At 62.6% G+C, this 16299-nt stretch carries 19 protein-coding genes; 7 read left to right on the forward strand and 12 right to left on the reverse strand.

Features of this window, described 5'->3' with window-relative positions:
- Nucleotides 1-9: 9 nt before the first annotated feature.
- Complete coding sequence (locus RQP54_RS09735) at nucleotides 10-870, reverse strand: inositol monophosphatase family protein (protein WP_315678062.1); 861 nt, start codon at nucleotides 868-870, stop codon at nucleotides 10-12.
- Nucleotides 871-1000: 130 nt separating this feature from the next.
- Between RQP54_RS09735 and RQP54_RS09740 the strand changes: the two genes are divergently transcribed.
- Both RQP54_RS09740 and cysE read left to right on the forward strand, forming a co-directional pair.
- A complete protein-coding gene (locus RQP54_RS09740) occupies nucleotides 1001-1804 on the forward strand; it encodes an RNA methyltransferase (RefSeq protein WP_315678063.1) in 804 nt (267 codons plus the stop codon).
- Nucleotides 1805-1850: 46 nt separating this feature from the next.
- Entirely contained in the window at nucleotides 1851-2624 is a 774-nt protein-coding gene (gene cysE, locus RQP54_RS09745) for a serine O-acetyltransferase (RefSeq protein WP_315678064.1), read from the forward strand.
- A 69-nt stretch (nucleotides 2625-2693) separates the two neighbouring features.
- On the opposite strand, the gene mog is transcribed toward cysE, so the two are convergent.
- Entirely contained in the window at nucleotides 2694-3293 is a 600-nt protein-coding gene (gene mog / locus RQP54_RS09750) for a molybdopterin adenylyltransferase (RefSeq protein ID WP_315678065.1), read from the reverse strand.
- Nucleotides 3290-3916, reverse strand: a complete 627-nt coding sequence (gene yjgA / locus RQP54_RS09755) for a ribosome biogenesis factor YjgA (protein ID WP_315678066.1) — start codon at nucleotides 3914-3916, stop codon at nucleotides 3290-3292. The genes mog and yjgA overlap by 4 nt, the downstream gene beginning before the upstream one ends.
- 23 nt (nucleotides 3917-3939) lie before the next feature.
- Between yjgA and pmbA the strand changes: the two genes are divergently transcribed.
- Nucleotides 3940-5367 carry a metalloprotease PmbA gene (pmbA, locus tag RQP54_RS09760; RefSeq protein WP_315678068.1) on the forward strand — a complete coding sequence of 476 codons (1428 nt, stop codon included), beginning with the start codon at nucleotides 3940-3942 and terminating at the stop codon, nucleotides 5365-5367.
- A gap of 74 nt (nucleotides 5368-5441) precedes the next feature.
- On the opposite strand, the gene RQP54_RS09765 is transcribed toward pmbA, so the two are convergent.
- The 5 genes from RQP54_RS09765 to RQP54_RS09785 all read right to left on the reverse strand — a co-directional run bounded on the left by RQP54_RS09765 (nucleotide 5442) and on the right by RQP54_RS09785 (nucleotide 10103).
- Nucleotides 5442-5888 carry a GatB/YqeY domain-containing protein gene (locus RQP54_RS09765; RefSeq protein ID WP_315678069.1) on the reverse strand — a complete coding sequence of 149 codons (447 nt, stop codon included), beginning with the start codon at nucleotides 5886-5888 and terminating at the stop codon, nucleotides 5442-5444.
- Nucleotides 5889-5996: 108 nt separating this feature from the next.
- Nucleotides 5997-6209 carry a 30S ribosomal protein S21 gene (rpsU, locus tag RQP54_RS09770; RefSeq protein ID WP_315678070.1) on the reverse strand — a complete coding sequence of 71 codons (213 nt, stop codon included), beginning with the start codon at nucleotides 6207-6209 and terminating at the stop codon, nucleotides 5997-5999.
- Between the two features lie 253 nt (nucleotides 6210-6462).
- The gene (locus RQP54_RS09775; RefSeq protein ID WP_315678072.1) at nucleotides 6463-7068 is read right to left on the reverse strand and encodes a chalcone isomerase family protein; all 606 of its coding nucleotides are present in this window, start codon (nucleotides 7066-7068) and stop codon (nucleotides 6463-6465) included.
- Between the two features lie 29 nt (nucleotides 7069-7097).
- On the reverse strand, nucleotides 7098-8702 hold the full coding sequence (locus RQP54_RS09780; protein WP_315678073.1) for a methyl-accepting chemotaxis protein: 1605 nt from the start codon (nucleotides 8700-8702) through the stop codon (nucleotides 7098-7100).
- 126 nt (nucleotides 8703-8828) lie between these two features.
- Nucleotides 8829-10103: an NAD(P)/FAD-dependent oxidoreductase gene (locus RQP54_RS09785; protein ID WP_315678074.1), complete on the reverse strand. Its 1275-nt coding sequence runs from the start codon at nucleotides 10101-10103 to the stop codon at nucleotides 8829-8831.
- A gap of 53 nt (nucleotides 10104-10156) precedes the next feature.
- Here RQP54_RS09785 and RQP54_RS09790 point away from each other — a divergent pair, with 53 nt between their 5' ends.
- Complete coding sequence (locus tag RQP54_RS09790; protein ID WP_315678075.1) at nucleotides 10157-11371, forward strand: sterol desaturase family protein; 1215 nt, start codon at nucleotides 10157-10159, stop codon at nucleotides 11369-11371.
- Nucleotides 11368-11952, forward strand: coding sequence for a hypothetical protein (locus tag RQP54_RS09795; RefSeq protein ID WP_315678077.1), 585 nt, complete (start codon nucleotides 11368-11370; stop codon nucleotides 11950-11952). The genes RQP54_RS09790 and RQP54_RS09795 overlap by 4 nt, the downstream gene beginning before the upstream one ends.
- 13 nt (nucleotides 11953-11965) lie before the next feature.
- Here the strand turns inward: RQP54_RS09795 and RQP54_RS09800 are convergent, their stop codons facing one another.
- The 3 genes from RQP54_RS09800 to RQP54_RS09810 are packed head-to-tail and all read right to left on the reverse strand — an operon-like array spanning nucleotide 11966 to nucleotide 14061.
- Nucleotides 11966-12334, reverse strand: coding sequence for a VOC family protein (locus tag RQP54_RS09800; RefSeq protein WP_315678079.1), 369 nt, complete (start codon nucleotides 12332-12334; stop codon nucleotides 11966-11968).
- Between the two features lie 40 nt (nucleotides 12335-12374).
- Nucleotides 12375-13280, reverse strand: coding sequence for a DNA-binding protein YbiB (gene ybiB / locus RQP54_RS09805; RefSeq protein ID WP_315678080.1), 906 nt, complete (start codon nucleotides 13278-13280; stop codon nucleotides 12375-12377).
- A 4-nt stretch (nucleotides 13281-13284) separates the two neighbouring features.
- Nucleotides 13285-14061, reverse strand: a complete 777-nt coding sequence (locus RQP54_RS09810; protein ID WP_315678081.1) for a type IV pili methyl-accepting chemotaxis transducer N-terminal domain-containing protein — start codon at nucleotides 14059-14061, stop codon at nucleotides 13285-13287.
- Nucleotides 14062-14190: 129 nt separating this feature from the next.
- Here RQP54_RS09810 and tsaD point away from each other — a divergent pair, with 129 nt between their 5' ends.
- Complete coding sequence (gene tsaD, locus RQP54_RS09815; RefSeq protein ID WP_315678082.1) at nucleotides 14191-15252, forward strand: tRNA (adenosine(37)-N6)-threonylcarbamoyltransferase complex transferase subunit TsaD; 1062 nt, start codon at nucleotides 14191-14193, stop codon at nucleotides 15250-15252.
- A 55-nt stretch (nucleotides 15253-15307) separates the two neighbouring features.
- Here the strand turns inward: tsaD and RQP54_RS09820 are convergent, their stop codons facing one another.
- Complete coding sequence (locus RQP54_RS09820; RefSeq protein ID WP_315678083.1) at nucleotides 15308-15688, reverse strand: Hsp20/alpha crystallin family protein; 381 nt, start codon at nucleotides 15686-15688, stop codon at nucleotides 15308-15310.
- Between the two features lie 327 nt (nucleotides 15689-16015).
- On the opposite strand from RQP54_RS09820, the gene rpsO reads away from it, so the two are divergent.
- A complete protein-coding gene (gene rpsO / locus RQP54_RS09825; RefSeq protein WP_315678084.1) occupies nucleotides 16016-16282 on the forward strand; it encodes a 30S ribosomal protein S15 in 267 nt (88 codons plus the stop codon).
- Nucleotides 16283-16299 lie beyond the last annotated feature (17 nt).

Consider the following 16299-nt stretch of genomic DNA (forward strand, 5'->3'; position numbering starts at 1 on the left):
TGCGGCGGCTTACTCGGCCGATGCAGCGGGTGCCTGGCGCACCGCGGCTTTCTCGCCAGCACTGGCAAACTTGCTGTACTTGCCCAGCACACCCACGAGCTGGCCGTAAACCTTGGGGGTGCCCGCCAGGCATTCGTGCTGTTCCAGGAAGTCGGGCTCGCCGGTGAAATTGCCCACCAGGCCACCGGCCTCGCTCACCAACAGGGAGCCCGCGGCCACATCCCAGGGTTGCAGGCCGGTTTCGAAAAAGCCTTCGGTGTAGCCGGCAGCCACGTAAGCGAGATCCAGCGCGGCAGCGCCCGGGCGGCGCAGGCCGGCGGTGCGTTGCATCACCTCGCCCATCATGGCTAGGTAGCGGTTGAAATCGTCGCCGGGGCGGAACGGGAAACCGGTGGAGATGAGAGACTCCTTGAGCTGCGTGCGACGCGAGACGCGGATACGGCGCTCGTTGAGGAATGCACCGCGACCACGGGTGGCCGTGAAGAGGTCGTTGCGGGTGGGGTCGTACACCACGGCGTGTTCGATCTTGCCCTTGACTGCCAGAGCAATGCTCACGCAGTACACCGGCAGGCCGTGGATGAAGTTGGTGGTGCCATCGAGCGGGTCGATGATCCAGACGAAATCGGAGTCTTTGGCACCCATGGTGCGGCCGGATTCTTCGGCCCAGATGCCGTGTCCGGGGTAGGCGCTCAGCAGCGTATCGATGATGATCCGTTCAGCGGCATGGTCCACTTCGGTCACGAAGTCATTGGCCTTTTTCTGCGAAATGCGAACCGACTCGATGTCGAGCGCTGCACGGTTGATGATGGAGCCGGCGGTACGGGCTGCTTTCACAGCTACATTGAGCATGGGGTGCTGATTGGTCGTCATGGATAGCTTGTAGTGGGCTGCAGTCCGTCGGACAGCGGCACGGGATGAGCGGTGATGCCAGCGGGTCGATGCCGCAGGCGACAATAGCGCTATTTTACGCGCCCTGGCCTTGGCCTGTCTCTCCCTGTCCATGAAAACCCGATTCATCCTGATCCAGACCAGCCATGCCGGCAATGTGGGCGCTGCTGCCCGCGCCATGAAGACCATGGGCTTTGACGACCTGGTGCTGGTGGCGCCGCGCTGGGCCAATGTGCTGCGCCGCGAGGAAACCATCCAGCGTGCCAGCGGCGCCCTCGACGTGCTGGAGAAGTGCCGCATTGTCGACACGCTCGACGAAGCGTTGGACGGCATGAGCCACCTGTGTGCCACCGCCATGACACCGCGCGACTTCGGGCCACCCACGCGCTCGCCGCGCGAGCATTTTGAGTTGCTACGAAAACAGGAGCTACCTGCGCAATCTGCATGCGGGCTGGATGCCAATTTGACCAATGAACCGGCCGTCCGGCAGCAGGGGGTGGCCTTCCTGTTCGGCTCCGAACGTTTCGGCATGCGCAACGAAGACGTGTACCGCTGCCATGTTGCCTTAAGCATTCCGAGCAACCCCCAGTTCGGTTCGCTCAATATCGGTGCGGCGTTGCAGGTCATCGCCTATGAATGGCGCCTGGCGCTGGGCGGCTTTGGTGTCCAAAGCGCAGCCGCCGAGCCCGTCTTGGCCGACGCGGCCCAGGTGGCGGGCATGCTGGGTCATCTGGAACAGGCGCTGGTGGCATTGGAATTCCTGGACCCTGCAGCACCCAAGAAGCTCATGCCCCGGCTCAATGGCCTGTTCAACCGGGCACAGGTTACGCAGGAGGAAATACACATCCTTCGCGGCATCGCCAAGGCCGTGCTGCAGCAGTCTGCGGCTTTGGAAAAGCTGCAGGCGAAGGTCTGAAAACCCTATCGGCTCCGCGCCACCAGCCAAGGTTTAGACTCACCCCATGTTTTCCCGACTCCGCTCCGATATCCAGTGCATCCTCGACCGTGACCCCGCCGCGCGCAGCACCTGGGAGGTGCTGACCTGTTACCCGGGGCTGCATGCGCTGGTTCTGCACCGGCGCGCCCACTGGTGCTGGAACCACGGGCTCAAGTGGTTGGGGCGCTTCATTTCCCACATCTCGCGCTTCCTGACCGGCATCGAAATCCACCCGGGCGCCAAGATCGGCGAGCGTGTGTTCTTCGACCATGCGATGGGCACGGTGGTGGGTGAAACTGCCGAGATCGGCGACGGTTGCACCATTTACCAGGGCGTCACGCTCGGTGGCACCAGCCTGTACAAGGGGGCCAAGCGCCACCCGACCCTGGGCAAGGATGTGGTCGTGAGTGCCGGGGCCAAGGTGCTTGGAGGCTTCGAGGTGGGTGACGGCGCCAAGATCGGTTCCAATGCGGTGGTCATCAAGCCGGTGCCGCCAGGGGCGACCGCTGTGGGCATTCCGGCGCGCATCATCCCGAGCAAGGAAGGTGTGAGTGCCGACGTGACCACGCAGGAGCGCAAATTCAACGCCTACGGCATCACGCTCGAAGACGACCCCCTGAGCCAGGCCATGCACGGACTCATCAACACCGCAGCCGGACAGGACCACCAGATTGCCCTGCTGTGGAAGGCGATCGAGCAGTTGTCTGCCGCGGCCCAGCGCGGCGATTGCATGCCCCAGGATGCCGCGCGCAAGGAGTGCTTCGAGGCGGAGAAGCTCAACCAGTTGGTAGGGAAGTAGCGTTTGTTGCGTAGTCGCTTTTGATAATGTAGCTGGCCGCGCAATGTTTGTGCGGGCCTCAGCCCAGTTTTATGCTCTGGGTGCCCGAATGGCGCTTTTCGGACGGAAGGCCTTGCACACCGTGTCCACGGTCTCCATGTAGGGCCCACCGATAAGGTCCACGCAGTAGGGCACGGCGGCGAAGATGCCGCCAACGATCTGCTTGCCCTCTCCATCCTTCAGCCCTTCCAGCGTTTCCGCAATGGATTTGGGTTGCCCCGGCAGGTTGATGATGAGGGACTGCTTGCGGATCACCGCCACCTGACGTGACAGGATGGCCGTGGGAACGAAATGCAGGCTGATGGCACGCATCTGCTCACCAAAGCCCGGCATCACCTTGTCGGCCACCGCGAGCGTTGCTTCCGGGGTCACGTCGCGCGGAGCGGGTCCGGTGCCGCCGGTGGTGAGTACCAGCGAACAACCGGCATCGACCAGTTCGATCAGCGTGGCGCTGATGGTGGCCTGGTCGTCGGCGATCAAGCGGGTTTCCAACTGCAGCGGGTTGTGCAGCGCGCGGCGCAGCCACTCCTGCAGTGCAGGAATGCCCTTGTCTTCGTACACCCCGGTGGATGCGCGGTCACTGATGGACACCAGGCCGATCTTGACGCTGTCGTGCAAGGAAATACTCATTCGGAAGGCTCTTCCGATTCGTTGTCGCCACCGAGGGCTGTGCGGACCAACTGGAAGATTTCGCGGTAGGCGCGGCCGTGGCGTGGGGCCTCGCCGGGTTTCTCAGGCTTGGCGTCCTTGCGCGCCTGGCGCACCAGCGCGCGCAGCTGCTGGCTGTCGGTAGCCGGGTGGATGTTGAGCCACTGGCCCACGGCATCGTCGTTGGCGATCAGTTGTGCGCGCCATTTTTCGGCGTGGTGCAGCAGCTCGGTTTCCTTGCGGCTGGGCATGTGCTGCTCCACCAGGGCGGCGCGCACGGCTTCCACCTGCTCGGGCGGCAGCTGGCGCATGAGCTTGCCGATGAACTGCATCTGGCGGCGCTTGCCTTCGAAATTGGTGATGCGCTTGGCTTCTGCCACCGCTTCGACCAGCCGCGCCGGGAGTTCGAGTTTCTCCATGAGCTCGGCGCGCAGGGTCAGCAGGTCTTCGCCGAGCTTTTGCAGCTCGGAGCTTTCTTTCTTGAGGTCGGTACGTGTGGGTTCGTCCCCACCCTTGAGTTCGCGTTTCAGTTCCAGGTCGAGTTCGCTGCCCTCGGCAACGAACTGTCCGCGAACGAAATAGCCTTTTTTCGGTTTGCGTGGCATAGGCAAGTATCATAGCCTTCGCTATGAACAAACCCCATGCCACCCACTCTGTTGCGGTAGGAACCGCCCACAAGCCTGTGAAGCTGACTGAAGCTCTGCCAGGGTTTTCCTATAGCCGGGCCTACTTTGAAGGCGTGGTGGACCAGGCGCTGGCCTATGCGCGCCACCTGGGCGCCAGCGACGCGGGCGCAGAGATATCCGAAGGCTGTGGCCTGAGTGTGTCGGTGCGCAATGGCGAACTGGAAAACGTGGAGCGCAACCGCGACAAGTCGCTGGGCGTGACGGTCTACATCGGTCACCGCCGGGGCAATGCCAGCACGTCCGACTTTTCCGAAGCGGCTGTCGCCCGCACGGTGCAGGCGGCCTACGACATCGCCCGTTTCACGGCGGAAGATCCGTTTGCCCAATTGCCCGATGCCGCCGATCTGGCCTCGGACGCAGACCGCCTGCGCGACCTGGACCTGTTCCATCCGTGGGACGTGACCAGCGAACAGGCCGCTGCCATCGCGCTGGAATGCGAAGCCGCGGCACGTGGGGTCAGCAAGCAGATCACCAACAGCGAAGGTGCGTCGGTGTCGGCGCAACAATCGCACTTCTTCTCGGCCCATTCCAACGGTTTTCGCGGGGGCTATGCCAGCTCGCGCCACTCCTTGTCGGTGTCACCGATCGCGGGCAAGGGGCGCGACATGCAGCGCGACTACTGGTACAGCTCCGAGCGCAATGCGCAGGCGCTGGCCAGCCCGCAGGCCGTGGGTGAATATGCGGCCCGCCGTGCCTTGAGTCGCCTCAAGGCCCGCAAGATCGCCACCACCGAGTGCCCGGTGCTTTTCGAATCCCCTTTGGCCGCAGGGTTGCTCGGCGCCTTTGTCCAGGGCGTGAGCGGCGGTGCGCTGTACCGCAAGAGCAGTTTCCTGCTCGACAGTCTGGGCAAGGCCATCTTCCCCAAGCACATCGACCTGTACGAGGATCCGTTTGTCCTGGGTGGCAAGGGTAGTTCGCCCTTCGATGAGGAGGGCGTTCGGGTCCAGCCGCGCAAGGTTATCGACGCGGGCGTGGTGCAGGGCTATTTCCTGAGCAGCTATTCAGCCCGCAAGCTGGGCATGCGCACCACGGGCAACGCTGGTGGCTCCCACAACCTGCGTTTCACCTCGCGCCGCACCCGCAAGGGTGATGATCTGGAGGCGATGCTGCAAATGCTCGGCACGGGTCTGTTCGTGACCGAACTGATGGGGCAGGGCGTGAATTACGTAACCGGGGACTACTCGCGCGGTGCAAGTGGGTTCTGGGTCGAAAACGGGAAGATCGCATTTCCGGTGCAAGAGATCACCATTGCCGGCAACATGCGAGACATGTTCAAGGGCATTGAGGCCATTGGCGCAGACGAGTATGTCTATGGCGCCAAGGCGGTGGGCTCTATCCTCATCAACCGCATGAAGATCGCCGGTAACTGATACGCCTCGAACGCTGCAAACAAGAACGCCCTCTTACGAGGGCGTTCTGCATTTCAGAGTCTTGGTGGCGTCTATCAACCCGCCAAAGCTGCCTTCACGGCTGCCGACACGGCAGACATTTCGGCCTTGCCGGCCAGTCGGGTCTTGACCACGCCCATGACCTTGCCCATGTCGCCGGGCCCGGAGGCGCCGACCTCGGCCACGATGGCCTTCACGGCAGCCAGGACTTCGTCCGCCGACATGCGTGCCGGCAGGTAGGTCTGCAGCACCTTGAGTTCAGCCGCTTCCTTGTCGGCCAAGTCCTGGCGGGCTGCCTGCTCGAAGGCTGCGATGGAGTCCTTGCGCTGCTTGATGAGCTTGTCCACCAGGGCCACAACGGCGGCGTCGTCCAGCACCACGCGTTCGTCCACTTCCTTCTGCTTGATCGCAGCCAGCAACAGGCGGATGGTGCCCAGGCGCTCCGTGTCCTTGGCGCGCATGGCGGTTTTCATGTCTTCGGTTATCTGGTCCTTGAGGGACATGGCGTCATTCCTTTGAACAAAAGGGGAAACAAATGGGTGAGAAACAAAAAAGCCCACCGGAGCGTCCCCAGGCGGGCTTGATTTCTTGCCGCAGCGGGCTGTACCGGATCAGTACAGCTTCTTGGGCAACTGCATGCTGCGGATGCGCTTGTAGTTGCGCTTCACGGCAGCAGCCTTCTTGCGCTTGCGCTCGGCAGTGGGCTTTTCGTAGAACTCGCGGGCGCGCAGGTCGGTCAGCAGGCCCAGTTTCTCGATGGTGCGCTTGAAGCGGCGCAGGGCAACTTCAAAGGGCTCGTTTTCTTTTACACGGATCGTTGTCATTACGTAATGATTTCAAAAATGTGCTGTCGCCAGTCGGGTGGGGAAGATCGGGCCCCACCTGCCACGTTCAGCGATTGTCCCCCGTCTGTAACTAGTATTTGGCCGACGGGGGTCGTGCCAAGGAGTAAGCCAAGCATTATAGCCGGAACTGCGAGGCGGCACGAGTCCCTGCGTTGGGGGGACCTGCAATGGAAAAAGCCAGCGCAGTTGCGCTGGCCTGGGCTGTCGATCGGCGGCCGACCCGGCCGAGATATCAGTTCTTGCCTGTCAACAACAGGCGTTTGATGTTTTCCTGAACCGGGTTTTCGCCCACCCAGATCCGCAGCACGGCGTTGTAGAAGGCAATGTCGGGCAGGGTTTCGCCGATCTTCTTGCCGTTGAGCGTGCTGACCGTGCCTTGGCCAGGAACCCAGTCCAGGGTCACGACGTCGCCCTTTTTCACCGGCTCCAGCGCTGCGAACATCTCACCGAACTTGGTGGTCTGGTTGATCACCTTGGCCTTTTCTTCCTTGGTGGAGTTGGCGTTCATGCCCTTGATGAACAACTGACCGAACTCGTCGCTGTTGATTTCGCGCTGGATGTGCAGTGCCACGCGCCGGGGGCGGTCCACCGGCAGCGCCAGGAGTTCGGCGGCACTCATTTCCTTCTTCTCGGGCAGGTACAGGCCAATGGCGTAGCCCTTGATCATCAGGATCTGGCGCATGCCTGCGCCGTTGAGCTTGAGTTCCTTGCCTGCGACGGTGGCCGTGTCGTCCACCTTCACTCCGCCGACGTCAGCGGCCATGGCGGGCAGTGCAGCACCACCGATTGCCAATGCTGCTGTCAATGTGATGGAAGCGATTCGAGGGGTAATGCGCATGGCGTTGGCTCCTGTAACAAGTTGGGAAATCAAGTGGAATGGTGTGGCAGTGCGAGTGGCGATGCCGTGCCGGGCAGGGCAGGGCTTTCCGACACGTCGAGCTTGAAGACGCTGATGGCACGCACCAGCCGGTCGGTTTCCTCGCGCATCGATTCGGCGGCGGCGGCGGCTTCTTCGACCATGGCGGCGTTCTGCTGCGTGACATGGTCCATGCGCTCAATGGCCTGGTTGACACGCGCGATGCCCTCGCCCTGTTCGCGGTTGGCGGCCGTGATCTCACCCATGATGGAGGCCACGCGCTGCACGCTGTCGACGATTTCCGTCATGGTGGAGCCGGCCTGGGTCACCAGGCGGCTCCCGGCCTCGACGTTGTTGACCGAGTCATCGATGAGCGCCTTGATTTCCTTGGCTGCCGTTGCCGAGCGCTGGGCCAGGCTGCGCACTTCGGAGGCCACCACGGCAAAGCCCCGGCCCTGTTCTCCGGCACGCGCGGCCTCGACCGCCGCGTTGAGTGCCAGGATATTGGTCTGGAACGCGATACCGTCGATCACACCGATGATGTCCGCGATTTTCTTGCTGGAAGAGTGGATCGCGCCCATGGTCTGCACCACTTCCGCCACCACGGTGCCGCCTTTGGATGCGATGTGCGAGGCCGTGGCGGCCAGCTCATTGGCTTCCTGGGTGGATTGCGTGCTGTGGCGAACCACGTTGGTCAGGTCCTGCATCGACGACGTCGTTTCCTGTAGGACCTGGGATTGCTCCACCGTGCGGTCGTTGAGCTGGTGGTTGCCCTGCGCGATCTCCAACGCGGTGTTGGTCAGCGAATGGGTACTGTGGTTGACTTCGCCCACCAGGTGTTTGAGTCCCTGGTTCATCTCCTTGAGCCCCGCCATCATCTGGCCGACCTCGTCTTTGGTCAGCACCTGAATGTCACTGGTCAGGTCACCCGAGGCGACGCGCTGTGTGATGTCCGAGGCGCGGCGCATGGCCGAAACAATGCTTTGGGTGACGAAATAGCCGATGAGCGTACTCAGAATGGCGGCGGCAAAGGCCAGCACCAGGATCAGGGTGGTGGTCTGGCTGGCGATATGGTTCGAGGTCTCGTTGGCGGACTCCATCAGGCTGTTTTCGTATTTCACGAACACGTCCAGCGCTTCGAAATACTTGGTCTGCAAGGGCCGCATGGAAAACAGGAACTTCAGCTGCGCCTCTTCCTTCTTCTCCTGGTTGATCAGGTCGAGAAACGCCTTCTGGTGGGGCTTGAGCTTGTCGCGGATGGCGATGATGGGCTTGAGCAGTTCCTTGCCCTTCTCATCGGTCATGGTTTTTTCCAGCGTCTCGAACGCAGCGGCATTGGCGGCGGAGACCTTTTCGATCTTGTCGACCTCACCCTTGATCTGACCCGGGTCTTCCATGATCAGGATACTGAGCATGGAGCGGGAGATCTCGTTGATCTGGACCTTGATCTCGTTGGCGACCGCTGTCTTGGGGTATCGGTCGGTGATGATGGTGGAGAACTCGGCGTTCAGGTCATTGATGCGCACATAGGCCAGTGACGCAAGAATCGCCATCAATCCGATGACCAAGGTAAAGCTCACAGTCAAACGCTTGCCCAGACTCATGTTCGAAAACATATTTCTATTCCTCTGATCAGGGTTCCGATTGCGGTGCCGCAATTCCTACCAACGCCCCTGAGTTTGCCATCAACGTCAACTAAATTTGCTCGAAACGGTAAGTAAATTCCCTAATTTGTCGAAGTATTAAGCAAGTCTTACAGCCAGGGCTTGTGCGCAGGCAAAGGCACTCGACCAGGCCCACTGGAAGTTGTAGCCGCCCAGCCATCCTGTGATATCGACCACTTCGCCGATGAAGTAGAGGCCGCTCTGGCGCGACTCCATGGTTTGGCTGGACAGGGCCGCGGTATCGACCCCTCCGGCGGTGACCTCGGCCTTGGCGTAGCCTTCCGTCCCGGTGGGTGTGATTTCCCAGCGCGCCAGTTGCTCGCCCAATACCAGCAAAGCCTTGTCGGAGCATTCATTGACCGGACGCTGCCAGTCGTGTCCCAGGGCTGGACCGCGTGCAATCCAGGTATCCGCCAGGCGGGAGGGCAGCAAGGTGGACAGGACGTTGGTGAGCTTGCGCCGGTTGCCCTCACCCTTGGCTTGCAACAGTGCATCTGCCAGCTTGCTGCCGGGCGCCAGATTCAGCCGGACAGGGGTGCCCGGTGTCCAGTAGCTTGAAATCTGCAGCACGGCCGGGCCGCTCAAGCCGCGGTGGGTGAATAGCAGGTCTTCCTGGAACTGCATGCCATCTTTCTTTCCACCGGTGGCGATGTCCACCGGCAGTGACAGGCCACTGAGCTCCGAGAAAGGAGCCCACTGCTGCGCGTCGAAGCTCAAGGGTACCAGGGCGGGGCGGGTGCTCACCACCGGAATCTGGAACTGCTCGGCCACCCGGTAGCCAAAGCCGGTTGCCCCTATCTTGGGGATCGACAAGCCGCCCGTGGCAATGACCAAGGCACTGCAGCGAATGGCACCCCGGTCGCTATCCAATTCATAGCTGCTTGCGCTCTTTCCACAAGGGCTGGAGGCTGAAAAGCGTATCGATCGGACGGCACACGGCTGCCAGTGGCTGACGCCCCCGTTGCCACACTCCGCCAACAACATGTCGATCAGGTCCTGGGCCGAACGGTCGCAGAACAGCTGTCCCTTGTGCTTTTCGTGGAAGCCAATTCCATGCTTGCGCACCAGTTCCAGGAAGTCCTGCGGCCGGTAGCGCGCCAGCGCCGATTTGGCGAAGCGCGGGTTCTGGCCCAGGTAGTTTGCGGCGCTGACGCTGGTGTTGGTGAAATTGCTGCGCCCGCCACCGGAGATCCGGATCTTCTCCGCCACTCGTGGACTGTGGTCGATGAGTACGACGCGCAAGCCCAGTTGGCCCGCCACCGACGCACAAAAAAGCCCGGCGGCACCGGCACCGATGATGGCTACGTCAAACTCCTGCATGGCGGGGAGTGTAGGGGGAAACACCGTTGCCATGGCTGGGGCGCATCCGCACAATCCGACGCTTCCGATCGATCCTGTGACAGCCCATGAATCCCATCGTCTACGCCATTCCCGTGTTCATGCTGACCATCGTGCTGGAGGCATGGCTGGCCTGGCGCAAGGCGCTTCCGGTCTACGATATTCCCGATGCCGTCACCAGCCTGCACCACGGTGTGCTGAGCCAGGTACTGGGCATATTCACCAAGTTCGGCATCTATGCGCTGGTGTTCGAGGCCTTCCGTGCCACTGAATGGCCTACCCAGCCCTGGTGGCTGTGGGTGCTGGCGCTGGTGTTCTACGACTTCTGCTACTACTGGGCCCACCGACTCGGGCACGAAGTCTCGGTGCTGTGGGCTTCGCACGTGGTGCACCATTCGTCGGAGTACTACAACCTGTCCACGGCGCTGCGGCAGACCTCTACCGGCTGGCTGTTCGGCTGGATCTTCTACCTGCCCATGGCAGTGGCCGGTGTGCCACCCATCATGTTCATGACGGTGGCACTGATCGACCTGCTCTACCAGTACTGGGTGCACACCGAGCTGGTCGGGCGCCTGGGCTGGTTTGACCGCGTGTTCGTGTCGCCGTCCAACCACCGCGTGCACCACGGTCAGAACGACTACTGCATCGACCGCAACTACGGTGGCATCCTCATTCTGTGGGATCGCCTGTTCGGCACCTTCATCGACGAGCGTGAGGACGAAAAGATCCACTACGGCATCCGCAAGCCGCTGCGCTCGTTCAACCCGGTGTGGGGCAACCTGCACTACTACGTGGATCTGTGGAACGAGTCGCGCGCGGCCCAGGGCTGGCGTGCCAAGCTCGGGGTGTGGCTGGCACCGCCCGGGGGCTGGTCCGACGAGCCCATAGCCCATTTCGATGGCAGCACCTTCGTGCGTTTCCAGCCCACCGCGCCCGGGCCGATCCGTTGGTATGTGGCACTGCAGTACGCCGTGGCCGTGCCGTTCATCAGCCATTGCATCGCCGTGGCAGAACGCCTGCCGCTGGCCCTGGGGCTGACCTACGCACTGGGCATCGTGGCCAGCAGTGTGTGTCTGGGGGGGCTGCTCGAAGGGCGGCTTTGGGCGCGCTGGGCAGAAGCCGCGCGCTCCGCCACACTGGGCGTGGTGTTTGCCGTTTCCACTGACTGGTTCGGGTTTGAGGCACCCGATCCGCTACGTTGGGCATTCATGCTCTTTGGGCTGGGGAGCGCGTTCTACATGGTGCGCTTCGGTGCCCAGCCCGTGCAGGAGGCCCGTGCATGAACGCCGACGCCTTGTCCGATCTGGTATTGCTGCTGGCCTGTGTTGGTTCCTGGTGGTACGCCGGGGTGGAGCGACCGGCCTGGCGCGGTGCCATGGTGTTGCTGGGTCTGGCGGCGGCCTGTGGTGTGTTGCGCTTCAGCGGGCTGGAATGGGCGCTCGGTCCGCATCGTTTTGCCAGCCTGCTGGCGGCTTGTGTGGCCTTCCTTCTGACGCTGGCAGCGCTGCGCTGGCCCCAAGGGCAGTTGGCCCGGCGGTCGAGCGCCGTGGGGCGGTTCGTGGTGCTGGTGGGGGGCGTGGGCGTGGCGCTGTCCCAGATCCTGACGCCACTGTGGTCCCAGGTGATTCCCGGCGTGAGCGCCTTGTTGGTCGCGTGGACCATGTGGCAGATGCGCTCGGTGATGGGAATGGTGTTTGGTGCCGTTCTGCTGGCCAGCTTTGCCGTTGCGGCCCTGATGCCGGCCGATGCGCTGCTCGCGGGCTTGTTCAATCGGACGCAGGCATTTCACTACCTGTTGGCCCTGGCGGTCATCGGGCTGGGCACGGTCCTTGCACGACCAAGCCCCAGCCCGGTGCCAGCCTGAACCATGGCAACGCTCAGGTCATGAAGAACACGTTGAGCTTGTTGCCGTCCGGGTCGCGAAAGTAGCCGGCATAGAACTTGTCTCCGCGCGGGCCGTTGGCGCCTTCGTCTTTCGCACCGAGTTCGATTGCCCTGCGGTACAGGCGGTCCACCTGTTCGGGCTTGGCGACGGCCAATGCCACCATGACGCCGTTGCCCACGCTGGCGGCCTGCCCGTCGTACGGACGCATGACCCCCAGGCTGGGCTTGTCCCAGGCAATACCCCAGGCAATGCCGCGATCCGATTCCCACAGGCGCTTGGCCCCGATTTCCGCCAGCAGAGCGTCATAGAACGCCGTGGCGCGTGCGAGGTCGTTGGTTCCCAGGGTGATGTAGCCGATCATGGAGCACTCCTTCGGTGGATGGAAGGAGCGCAGTGTAGGGCTAGCGGGCGGCCAGTGCCACGATATGGCGCAATTGGCAGGCGACGGGCTCTGGGATGGGAAGCTCGCCCGCCAGGACGGCGCGGGTATAGCGGGCGGTGCTCTCAGGCGTGATGTCGGCAGGCAGTTCAGGCAGTTGGGCCAACGAGCCCTCCTGGCGTGCTTGCAACTCCTCACAGGAGCCAAGGTGGATGCCCTGCATGCGCGGGCAGCGACGGGCGTCGGCCACGGCTTCGCCCTCGGTGCCGCGCAGAAGCAGGGCGGTGGAACCCAGTGCTTGCAGGGTTGCGGCCATGGAGTCGGCGTATTCCGGGTGGGTGTAGCTGGTGACCAGCACGTGGGCCCCGGTGCAGGGGGCGAGCAGCTTGACCAGGCTGTGGGCGCTGTTGCGCAGCCCCAGGGTATTGCGCACCTCGAGCAGGTGTTGCAGCTGCGGATGGATGGCGCTGGTCGGTACAAACCGAACTTCCCCGTTCGCTATCGAATCAGTAGCTGGCCGCGCAGTGATTTCGAGGGCTGAGAGGACATTTTGTGTGGAAACGCGGGCTGATTCGGTGTTGGCGCCGTGGATCAGCACGGGCAAGCCCTGGCGCGCTACCAGCAGCGCCAGCAACGGGGTCAGCAGTGGCAGCTTGCGGGCGCCGTTGTAGCTGGGCAGTACCACGACCGGCGCAACAGCTTGCGCTCGGAATGTCGCCATGCGTTGGCGTATGGCATCCAGGAACCCGAGCATTTCCTGCACCGACTCGCCCTTGATGCGCATGGCAATGCAGAAGGCGCCCAGCTCGAGGTCGCTGACCTGGCCGTCCAGAATCTGGCCCATCAGGTCGCTGGCCTGCTCGCGGGTGATGTCGCGGGCACCTTCCTTGCCGCGTCCGATGTCCTTGATGTAGTGCCCGATGGTCATGCAATTAGGTTTTCTGCAGTTTGCTGTACAAGCCGGTGACTTTATCCATCACGGCCAGCAGATTTTCGCTCGTAATGAACACGTTGGATGCGCCCTGGCCGCTGGGCTTGGCGTTGAGGGCTGCGCTGAAGAGCACCCACTGGCCGTCGGCCAGCGACAGTTCCTGCAGGATGTCGGGGGTCGCTTCGGGGGCATTGCGCAGCGTTTCCAGTGCCTGCGCAAATTCGGTGCGGGCTTTGGCGATTTCGCCGCTGGCGACGCCGGTCTCGACGCCCCAGGTGCTGGCCAGGTAATACTTGGCCATGCGCTGCGACAGCATGCGCTGGCGTCCGGCAAGGTTCACCAACTTGCCGGCAGGTTTGCCGTGAATCTGCTCCAGTTGCTGGGTTCCCGTATTGGCCAGTGCCAGTACCGCACTGTCCTGCGCCAACAGCTTGGCAGCGTTGGCCACGCTGGGCGCGGCACCGACCAGCAAGCCCTTCAGTCCGGACCACTGGTTTTCGAGTTGTGTATAGGTTTCGCGCACGGTGGCGGCGGGGGCGAAGGTCTTGAGTTCAACCAGCTGCCGGTCGAACAAGGCCATGGACTGGTCCAACACCTTGGTGGCAGTGCTTTGCTGTACCTGCAGGCCCAGGGCCATGTAAGCCTTCACTACACGCTGACTCAGCATGCGCTGGCGGCCAGCCTTGTTGATGGCGTCATTGATGTCCGTGACTTGGGCCGTGGCCGGCAGCGCCGCAAAGGCTCCCAAGGCAAGTATGGCTCTGCGATCGAGTTTCATGGCGAACAAGGGGGGCGAAGGAAGGAGCGCGGATTGTGCGGTGCAGCGTAAACGGCATCCTTGACCTTTGTTAATTCGCATGTCTGGTTACAAGCTTCCTCTACACTGGCGCCCTTGCAAGGGGGATGCATGCTGGTTTTGGGAATCGAGTCTTCGTGTGATGAAACGGGTGTGGCGCTGGTGGATGCGCCTGACGCCCAATTGCCGCGCCTGCTCGGACACGGCCTGCATAGCCAGATCGATATGCACCAGGCCTACGGCGGCGTTGTGCCCGAGTTGGCGAGCCGAGACCACATCCGCCGCGTGGTTCCGCTCACGCGGCAGGTGCTGGCGCAATCAGGTCGCGCCCTGTCGGACGTGGATGTGGTGTGCTACACGCGTGGCCCCGGTCTGGCTGGCGCTTTGCTCGTGGGGGCGGGTGTCGCCTGTGCCTTGGGGGCGGCGCTGGGCAAGCCTGTGCTGGGGATCCACCACCTTGAAGGGCATCTGCTGTCCCCCTTCCTCAGTGCTGATGCGCCGGAGTTTCCATTTGTGGCCCTGCTGGTGTCGGGGGGGCACACCCAGCTGATGCGGGTGGAGGCAGTAGGTCAGTACGAGCTGCTCGGTGAAACGATTGACGATGCCGCCGGGGAAGCCTTCGACAAGTCGGCCAAGCTCATGGGCCTGGGCTACCCCGGGGGGCCGGCCCTCGCGCGCATGGCCGAAGGCGGCGATGGTGCGGCGTTTGCCCTGCCTAGGCCTCTTTTGCACAGTGGCAACCTGGATTTTTCGTTTGCCGGTCTCAAGACGGCGGTATTGGTGCAGGCCAACAAGCTGGTCGCCGCACAGGGTGTAGCGAGCTTTGAACTGCTCGACGAATCGGTGCGGAAGAGCCTGGCGGCCTCCACACAGGCTGCGATCGTGGATGTGCTGGTGAAGAAGTCGATTGCTGCGCTCAAGCAAACGGGACTCAAGCGACTGGTGGTTGCTGGCGGCGTGGGGGCCAATCGGGCGCTGCGGGATTTGCTCAACGCCGAATGCGCCAAGCGCAAAGTCCGGGTTCACTACCCCGAGTTGCACCTGTGCAGCGACAACGGCGCCATGATCGCCATGGCGGGAGCCATGCGCCTGCAAAGCGGCATGCAGGCCCCACTGTACGAGTACGCCTTCGACGTCAAACCGCGCTGGCCATTGCAGGCCATGGCGGCTTGAAATCAACGCTGGACGCGCGCAGATTGCTACTAAAAGCGTAGCGATTCAGGTTCGCTTACTGGATATTCAACTCGCTGGCTTTGCTGACCGGCAGGCGTTTTGCCAGTTTCAGGGTCAGTACGCCATGTTCCATCGAGGCCTGGCTGCGGCTGGCGTCGATTTCCTGCGCGAACTCGTAGGCCAGGCGGTATTGGCGAGCGGCACCTTCCTTGGACTGAATGCGCACCTGGTTGTCTTCGATGGAGATCGACAGCTGGTCTTTCGGCACGCCGGGCAGATCGAGTTCCAACTGGTAGTGCGTCTCGTCCTGCGAGTAGGCGCAACCGCTGCGGTTGCTGGACGCGATGGTCTGGTTGATGAAGCGCTGTACCGAGCGGTCCACGGCTGCAAAGGCGGGGGTGTGGAGGCGGGGTTGGGCGGTAGCGGCGAAGAACATGGATGACTCCTGTGTCGGACTGCGCGGCACTCACCGTGAGCGCTGCATGCCGTCGAAGCTAGGCCCGGTGTGGCTGGTTTTCAAGGCGATCGGCAAAAAATTTAGAGCCATCGGCAGGGCTTGAAATGGCGCCGATCGCCCCTAGTGCCGCCTGGCGAATCCACGGTGTTGTGGTGCGCTGGAATTGCCCTGGTCATGAACTGCGGCTATAATCCGGCAGTTCTGCATTGGGCAGAGCGCACGCCAGTGGCAGTTCCAGCTGCTGGCGCAAGTCAAAAACCGGGACCAGCAGGTTTTGCCTGTGGCTCCCATTTCCAAGGAAATACCATGATTGCATCCAGCGTCAAAGCTGAAGTGGTGAAGGCCAACGCCCGTAGCGCGTCCGACACCGGATCCCCCGAAGTTCAAGTGGCTTTGTTGACCGCCCGCATCAACGAACTGACCCCCCACTTCAAGACCCACGCCAAGGACCACCACGGCCGTCGCGGCCTGCTGCGCATGGTGAGCCGTCGCCGCAAGCTGCTGGACTACCTGAAGTCCAAGGACGCTGACCGCTACACCGCGCTGATCGCCAAGCTGGGTCTGCGCAAGTAATCGCGAAACCAATGACG

Origin of the sequence: Curvibacter sp. APW13 (genome assembly GCF_032337135.1) — a bacterium.
Classification (GTDB): Bacteria; Pseudomonadota; Gammaproteobacteria; order Burkholderiales; family Burkholderiaceae_C; genus Allorhodoferax.

Bases quoted from the DNA above. Each gene is read 5' to 3' on its own strand.
- RQP54_RS09735 (WP_315678062.1), bottom strand. From the start codon at position 870: ATGACGACCAATCAGCACCCCATGCTCAATGTAGCTGTGAAAGCAGCC.
- RQP54_RS09775 (WP_315678072.1), bottom strand. From the start codon at position 7,068: ATGCGCATTACCCCTCGAATCGCTTCCATCACATTGACAGCAGCATTG.
- RQP54_RS09785 (WP_315678074.1), bottom strand. From the start codon at position 10,103: ATGGCAACGGTGTTTCCCCCTACACTCCCCGCCATGCAGGAGTTTGAC.
- RQP54_RS09790 (WP_315678075.1), top strand. From the start codon at position 10,157: ATGAATCCCATCGTCTACGCCATTCCCGTGTTCATGCTGACCATCGTG.
- RQP54_RS09780 (WP_315678073.1), bottom strand. From the start codon at position 8,702: ATGTTTTCGAACATGAGTCTGGGCAAGCGTTTGACTGTGAGCTTTACC.
- RQP54_RS09820 (WP_315678083.1), bottom strand. From the start codon at position 15,688: ATGTTCTTCGCCGCTACCGCCCAACCCCGCCTCCACACCCCCGCCTTT.
- RQP54_RS09765 (WP_315678069.1), bottom strand. From the start codon at position 5,888: ATGTCCCTCAAGGACCAGATAACCGAAGACATGAAAACCGCCATGCGC.
- RQP54_RS09740 (WP_315678063.1), top strand. From the start codon at position 1,001: ATGAAAACCCGATTCATCCTGATCCAGACCAGCCATGCCGGCAATGTG.
- tsaD (WP_315678082.1), top strand. From the start codon at position 14,191: ATGCTGGTTTTGGGAATCGAGTCTTCGTGTGATGAAACGGGTGTGGCG.
- rpsU (WP_315678070.1), bottom strand. From the start codon at position 6,209: ATGACAACGATCCGTGTAAAAGAAAACGAGCCCTTTGAAGTTGCCCTG.
- cysE (WP_315678064.1), top strand. From the start codon at position 1,851: ATGTTTTCCCGACTCCGCTCCGATATCCAGTGCATCCTCGACCGTGAC.
- ybiB (WP_315678080.1), bottom strand. From the start codon at position 13,280: ATGACCATCGGGCACTACATCAAGGACATCGGACGCGGCAAGGAAGGT.
- yjgA (WP_315678066.1), bottom strand. From the start codon at position 3,916: ATGCCACGCAAACCGAAAAAAGGCTATTTCGTTCGCGGACAGTTCGTT.
- mog (WP_315678065.1), bottom strand. From the start codon at position 3,293: ATGAGTATTTCCTTGCACGACAGCGTCAAGATCGGCCTGGTGTCCATC.
- RQP54_RS09800 (WP_315678079.1), bottom strand. From the start codon at position 12,334: ATGATCGGCTACATCACCCTGGGAACCAACGACCTCGCACGCGCCACG.
- RQP54_RS09795 (WP_315678077.1), top strand. From the start codon at position 11,368: ATGAACGCCGACGCCTTGTCCGATCTGGTATTGCTGCTGGCCTGTGTT.
- RQP54_RS09810 (WP_315678081.1), bottom strand. From the start codon at position 14,061: ATGAAACTCGATCGCAGAGCCATACTTGCCTTGGGAGCCTTTGCGGCG.
- pmbA (WP_315678068.1), top strand. From the start codon at position 3,940: ATGAACAAACCCCATGCCACCCACTCTGTTGCGGTAGGAACCGCCCAC.
- rpsO (WP_315678084.1), top strand. From the start codon at position 16,016: ATGATTGCATCCAGCGTCAAAGCTGAAGTGGTGAAGGCCAACGCCCGT.